This is a genomic window from Paraburkholderia humisilvae, from assembly GCF_902859855.1.
GTDB classification, from domain to species: Bacteria; Pseudomonadota; Gammaproteobacteria; order Burkholderiales; family Burkholderiaceae; genus Paraburkholderia; species Paraburkholderia humisilvae.
Genome location: NZ_CADIKH010000147.1, coordinates 1 through 6909, shown reverse-complemented (window position 1 = coordinate 6909; position 6909 = coordinate 1). Strand labels below are relative to the sequence as shown.

The following is a 6909-nucleotide window of genomic DNA, read 5'->3' as shown; positions in this document are numbered from 1 at the left end:
AGCATGCACCGGTAGGTTACGATTGACGGAACAATCGGTTTCCTTCCTGGCCGCAGCCAGGTGAAACAATCCTCTACGCGACTTCACGTCGCACTGACACAGTAAGATTAGAGAGTGGGCTACGGAACCGTTGTCATTTTGCGAACTGAATGACCATCGGAACGGAAAAGACTACAGAATGAAGTCCTGCGAGAGCCTCCGGCAAGCGCTGGTAATCTCGCGCGAGTTGGTGAATGAGGTTCAGGCAGCCGACGCTGCACTCGACCGCCAAGCGGTGCGGCAACGGCACGAAGCCTTTTTCGCCCCGAGACTTGATCACCGGAACTCGATCCTTTGTCGAGACCTGAGCAAGCTGCTCGCTGGTACTTACCTGAAAACGGCAAACGCGACTTTGACCGTCCGGCCGATGGCCGCCTACGTACTACGCACAAGGTCGCCGACCTGCTCGCGGTTTTGTTCGCTGGTTGGTGTCACATTCGTAAGCGAGTTGGCAACCTTGCAATTGTCACTCTTTTGGCGCAAGCTCGCACGCGAGCTGTGATGTCAGTCAGACGTCGCATCCCGCGCCACATCAAGGTATTGCCCGGCAGAGGGACGCTGCGCGCGAAAGGTAACCGACCACCGAGCTGAGCGATCCTGAAAACGTTGCGCACGAGCGGCGATGCCAGCGCGTTGTGAGGAGTGTCGCGAAGGACGCATTCAAGCAATTCAATTTCGGTGTGCGTGAACGCGAGTTCCGTGGCGGCCGGCGACGCCGACCTGCCGAGCGGGGTGAGCCAGGATATGAGCCAACTCAGGATGACGCGGTAGATCGACAGGAACCGTTACGCAGCTTCGGTCGAAGTCCGGTCCTGACACGCTAACGGAATAGTCTGCCCCATGCCGTCTCATAGCTTTTCCAGCAGCATTGCGGAGCGGCGGCGCAACCATGTTCCCTGGAATTAGCTTTGCTGGGCCTCAGGCTCTAACCATGGCAAATAATCCGCCAGTCGCCTGCCCGTCATGTCGCTTGGATATGGGGCATGACGTATGCCAGGTTTCGCGGAAAAGATGTGGATAAGTGCAAGAGCGCGCAGATGGCCTTACCGGTGAGTCGCTACGGGATGTCCGACGAACTCATGGTTCCCGATGTGGCCGATGCGAAGCCATGGGCAGGCGTGGATGCTACCGCCGATCGATCGTACGTCTGCGCAGAACGCGATATCCTCACTCACCCCGTCGGCGTTCCTCGCGCCGCCAAAATAGGCGAAGGTCTGGGAATGGATGCTATGCCCTCCCTGCAACCATTCCGGATGAGCGTTTTTCAAGGCCTCGAATACCTCTCGTCGAATCAGCATCATGCCGGTTCCGATAGCCTCAACTTCCATTACGTCGTCTTGTACCGGAATTTCAAGTATTTGCTTTACGCCATACAGCGGCAGGTCGGAGGCAGGCAAATCGGGGCGTGCCCGCGCAATCCTGGCAATGCGTTCCCAGTCGTACTCCTTCCTCGGACACATCGCCCCGACAACATCGAGGTTTCCATACTCAAGCATTCGCATGACGTCGGCAGTGCGCCAACTCATGTCGCTATCGATGAAAAACAGATGCGTCGCTGAAGTTTGCTTAAGGAAGAAATCGACGCATAGGTTACGGCCCGCCACGACCAGAGCCCCTTTGCTAGTGGTGAAGTAGACGCCGACATTTCGCTGTATCAACTCGATAACCAACGGCAGCAGGCTTTCGACATAGCCCATCTTGCAGGTCCCCTCATGGGCGGGGGTCGCAATACAGACCGATTGCGGGAACTTCTTGTTTACTTCTTTCATAGCCGGTCCTGTCCAGATACAGCTTCGGTTCAAGCGATTCGCTATCCTCCAGCCGAATGACGCGAGGCACCACTAGAATTTGCCATTAAAGACTTGCTAGGCGGTTATTCTCAGCGCTCTGTACAAGCAGACGCGCAGCGGTACGGCATGAAGTCAAGATTGCGCGCAAAGCCTAAGTCGCTGCAGAGATCCCTATGCAGGATGCGCCGCTCGACACAGGGTCCCGGGCCGGAGATTGGACCGTTCCTCGTGGTGACGATTCATACTTAGGGAGTGGTCTTGCGTTACAAACGACTTTATCATCAACGCCGTGGCAATATCTAGTCACTGCGGCAGAAAGAATGCGCAGGCCTGAATGAATGAGGTCATGCGGCGAGCGGGGGGTATACCTACGTTGAATGACTCGTTTTGCTTGGCGACCCACTTCTCATTGAGATGTGAGTGGGGCGACGTAGCACGCTTGGTCACTTCTCCCGCGGAGACGAGTGGTGCCGACCGCAAAGGGCGTCAGGCGTAGTCACGTTACCGCTACGTGCGGTCGTAGTGCTGCGCGAACTGGCCAGCATCACGGTGAGTGAAACTCGCCTTGTGCTGGTCCGGTACCAGTAAGGGGCTGTCCTGTTGCTCCGGCGCCGGTTGAGTACTACCGCTGCCTTGCGATTGCCGTATCATCATCGCACCGGAGCGGTATCCTGTTCGTCCGGGAACTTTGCTGGTTGACTGTGATAGTTTGCGCCACAAGTGTGGCGGCAGAATTTGGTTGTGTGCGCTGCCTTGAGCTCGCTGTCGCCACTAATATCGTGGCTTGCTGTGTGGCGATCTTCTGGACGATCAGCGATAACGGAGTTCCTCTTTTCTTTCTTGGTCAGCGTCACAGCCGTTGCATGACGGACTCGCCTCAGCCGGACCTGACATCTGACGAAATCACGCGACGGACAACAACCGCGCAGAGTCCCAAGAACCCTAGAAGCCCGAACCACTCTGCGACCGTCTGGGACCCGCCGCTGGCAATGGCAAGGGGAGCATCTTTGCCCGTAAAGCCGACGATACCAGCGAGGACCACGCCCACGAGGCTTTCCCCGACGATCAGGCCTGATGCGAGCAAGACGGCGCGCCTATTTGCACGATCAGAGAGCTGAGCATAGTCGACATTGCACGCTTTCGCTCGCGCACGCAGCGTACGCTCCACGATCCAGCCAAGCACAGCGCCGATAACGAGCGTTGTGCCGATCGTTGGAGGCAGATAGATGCCAATACCGACTGCGATTACGGGTAGTCGCGCCACGCCGCCGCGGCGCGCGAGTATTGCATCCAACGCGATTAGAAAAATGCCCAGCGCGACGCCGATGCCGAGCATGGACCAGGCAAGATGGTGTGTGAAAATGCCGGTCGCAATCGCGGTCATCAGTGTAGCTTGCGGCGCCGAGAGCGCCTTTGTCGGGTCCATCCCCTGATGAGGTAGCGCACCCGAAAAGCCGTAGGCCGTGTACAGCAGATTCAGTACCGGCGGAATCACAGCCGCGCCGATCACGCAACCTATCAGTAGTGCGACCTGCTGGCGCCATGGAGTTGCGCCGACAAGCCAGCCGGTCTTCAAATCCTGCAAGTTGTCGTTCGAAATTGTTGCAACTGCGATCACAGCTGACGTCGTGAAAAGGGCAAGCGCAATTGCGAGGTCGCGGCCTCCTGAAGTGGTGAGTAATCCGCTGGCTTCTCCAATACCAAGAATCAGCAATGAAACAAGAATGACTGCCACGATACCGATACCAGAAATTGGGCTCGCGGATGAGCCAACGAGGCCAGCCATATATCCACATGCCGCAGCTACGAGAAACCCGAACACCATCGCGAAACCTACGCTGCAAACGACCAGCGAGGCGATCACGTCAAACCTCAGCGGTGCGTTTGCAAGGAATACGCTGAAAGTCACAAACCAGACCGCCATACCCGAAATGGTCAGACCGATGACCCAGCGCGGTCTTAGATCCGTGTCGGTGCGGTTGCGCGCTGCCGGTTTGTCTCGGCTTGTGCCGTCAATTGCGGCAAACGACACTCTCAGCCCGGCGATCATTGGCTTTGCTAGCGTAATGAGTGTCCAGATCGCAGCGACGCCAATAGTCCCTGCGCCGATAAAGCGCACCTTACTCGCCCAAAGGTTTGCCGCAATCGTGGATAGCGCCTGCCCGTCGGTGTGCGGGACAGTCCATGTGAGTAAGGGCACGGATATCCCCCAACTAAGCACGACGCCAAGCAGGATCGCGAGTCCGGAGACGATTCCGATCAGATAACCTGCCCCGATCAGTGCGAGTGAAAAGCCGGTTGTGATGCGGAACACGACAGAGCCAACCGGGACCCAGACGGTCACGCTCTCTGCAAGAATCCTCAGGCCGTTAATCGCGAATGCGAACAATGCTGAAAGCACGCCGCCAAATAAAATTTCCGTTGCGCCCGCCTCAGGTTGCACAACTTTGCTGCTCGAAATCGGAGCCCTGCCGGGCTTCTCTATATCCGGGAGCTCATCTGCTTCCTCATTGCCGATTCGCTTTGAATCTGTCGCAGCGTTTTGAGGCCGTGCTACGTCAAGTCCTGCAAGCGGCGCACTGCCGATGCGCAGGATCTCGGCAGCAGCGACACCCTCGGGGTAAGGTAATGAACTGTCCACGACCATCGCGTGACGCAGCGGAATTGTGAACAGCACACCAAGTACGCCGCCCGCACCGCAAATGGCGAACGTGGTCCAGAACGGGAATCCCTGCCAATGCCCCATCATCACCAGACCAGGCACCACAAAGATGATCGACGAAAGCGTTCCGGCTGCAGAAGCCTGCGTCTGGACCATGTTGTTTTCGAGAATGTTGCCACCACGCATGGCACGTAGTATGGCCATCGAAATCACGGCCGACGGTATCGATGAGGAAAACGTGAGGCCAACCTTGAGGCCTAGATAGACATTTGACGCCGTGAAAACGACTGTAATTAGCGCGCCAAGCAGTATGCCGCGCACGGTAAGCTCGGGGAGCGGGTTGGTTTCAGGAGGACGCGTCGGATGCGAACTCATGGCGTTTCCGAATTCTACGAATTCCTGCGTGATTTACGCGGCATTTGGATCGATCGAAACTAAATTGAGCTGGTCAGCGATCAAAAAGCAGTACTGTGCAAGCGAGCGCGAAGATTGAGCAAGAGCTCGCGCATCACAAGGCGTTCGTTCGTGTAGCCGTTGATAACTTCGATGGCAAGTCGTCTAATCGAACGCTGGAAGTGGATGCCAAGTTTGGATGGGTTGTTGAATACACTCACTCGTGGCTCTGCCAACTTCGTAGACTTCAATTCCGCTTGGGCAATCGGAGCGTAGTGACCGTTATTACGGACGTTCGCTTATTGACATATACCTCACTCGACCTCATCAAACACTGGGGGCCATTCAGATGATATGTCCTGTGTCGCCGAAAAATCGGAAAAGACGGGCGCAGATCCTTGATGGTTGATCATCCTTTATGTTCTCAATTCAGTCAATATTTCGATTTAATATATTGAATAAGAATTGTCTTTTTGGTTCGTGTTGCGTTAATAATATTAAAAACATTCAATCAATTATATAGGGTGAAAATTGAGAGGAATATCGTGAAGGAAATAAGGTTTTGGCTGAATGTTGAAATTTATTGACTGCTGCAGTGGCCGTAAAGATACTTTACGCAGTAGAAGGGGGCTCGGTCATTTGCGTGGATGAGCCCGCCCGTTTGTGGGCAGACAGTGTTTCGTATGTCTTGACAGTCTCGTGCCGGATCCGTGTTTTTGGGGTTCTTCTGCAGTGGGGTGCACTGTAGCGTTGACTCGCCCGTGCAGGCGTGAACCGGTGGTCTGACTGGTAAGCGCGTGAGATTCGTAACGTCCCCTGGCACGTGGCAGGGAGGACCTTCCGTAGGATGGTCTACGAATTGTTTGTTCAGTGTTGGTCGTCGCTTCGTTTTCTCGATAAGAGTGGCAAATCCTGGTGATTTAATTTAATAAAAATAGCGCTACAAAATCAAATAATAATTGATGTGATGCGGGCACGGGTTGGCGACTTGAAGGTCGCCGCGAGATCCGAGAGCGGGTCGCACATCTATATATAAGTAGTGCTAAATAAATAGAATGGTTGCGAATGGAATCGATGCATGCGTAGGAATGTCAATGACGATGACGAGAGGACAGGTAGACTATGAACAGGAATCTTTATCAGCTGGTGTGGAACCGTCGTGTGCAGGCTTGGGTGCCGGCAGCGGAGACAGCGATCGCCAACTCGAAAGGGAAAGGACAACGTACCCCGAAAACGGCAACTGCTGAACTAATTAGTCACCGCTTCCGGCACGCGACGGGCATTTCCACGCTCGCTGTTCTGTCTGCGCTGGGCACCACTGTCCCAATGCCCGCGTTTGCGGACTACGTGATCAATGGCACCTCGACTGAGTCAGCCACCAACTGCAGCGGTAATCTTGTGATTGGTCCGGATACCACGCTTCCGGCAAATGCGAACGGCTGCGACAACATTGCCATCGGTAACAATGCATCTGCGGTGGGCCCTGCCGGTGGGGGGGCGGGCGGAGGTAACTATTCGAACGCCATGGCGATTGGATCAATAACTGTAGCTGCAGGCCGTTCCGCAACAGCGATCGGCAGCCGCGCAACCGCTAGCGGGGATGCGGCGACCGCTGTTGGTGGCGGTGCTGATACCCGAGGCATCAATATTTCGGGCGCGATTGCCCAAGGCACCAATGCGTCGGCGTTCGGTACGGGGTCTTTCGCAAATGGCGATAACGCGATGGCAGTGGGCATGCAGGCCACCGCCAGCGGAGCGACGGCCTCCGCCTTTGGCCAGGCCGCCACAGCAACCGGGAATAGCGTGACCGCGATCGGACAGGGCGCCACGGCGAATCAGGACAATGCGCTGGCGCTGGGCGCCCTTGCGACGGCGTCGGTGGCGAACTCGGTCGCGCTGGGTACCAGTTCGATCGCGGCTACGGCGGCCGTGCCGTGGACGGGCGACACGATCGCGGGCACGGCGTACACGTACGCGGGCAGCGCAAGCGGCGTGGTGAGCGTGGGCTCGGCCGGGAACGAACGG

General features: G+C 56.3%; 3 protein-coding genes and 2 pseudogenes. 3 read left to right on the top strand and 2 right to left on the bottom strand.

Annotated elements, in window-relative coordinates; genetic code table 11:
* Positions 1 to 178 precede the first annotated feature (178 nt).
* Positions 179 to 541 carry a hypothetical protein gene (locus tag HV796_RS39430; protein WP_175233183.1) on the top strand — a complete coding sequence of 121 codons (363 nt, stop codon included), beginning with the start codon at positions 179 to 181 and terminating at the stop codon, positions 539 to 541.
* A 541-nt stretch (positions 542 to 1082) separates the two neighbouring features.
* Here the strand turns inward: HV796_RS39430 and HV796_RS39425 are convergent.
* A complete protein-coding gene (locus tag HV796_RS39425) occupies positions 1083 to 1808 on the bottom strand; it encodes a hypothetical protein (protein ID WP_175233182.1) in 726 nt (241 codons plus the stop codon).
* Positions 1809 to 2706: 898 nt separating this feature from the next.
* Positions 2707 to 4866 (bottom strand): OPT family oligopeptide transporter, encoded by a 2160-nt coding sequence (locus HV796_RS39420; protein WP_175233181.1) that lies wholly within the window; start codon positions 4864 to 4866, stop codon positions 2707 to 2709.
* 1140 nt (positions 4867 to 6006) lie between these two features.
* Between HV796_RS39420 and HV796_RS46200 the strand changes: the two are divergent.
* Positions 6007 to 6615: pseudogene (locus HV796_RS46200) on the top strand (ESPR-type extended signal peptide-containing protein); the annotation flags it as partial.
* 3 nt (positions 6616 to 6618) lie between these two features.
* Positions 6619 to 6909: pseudogene (locus tag HV796_RS44870) on the top strand (hypothetical protein); the annotation flags it as partial.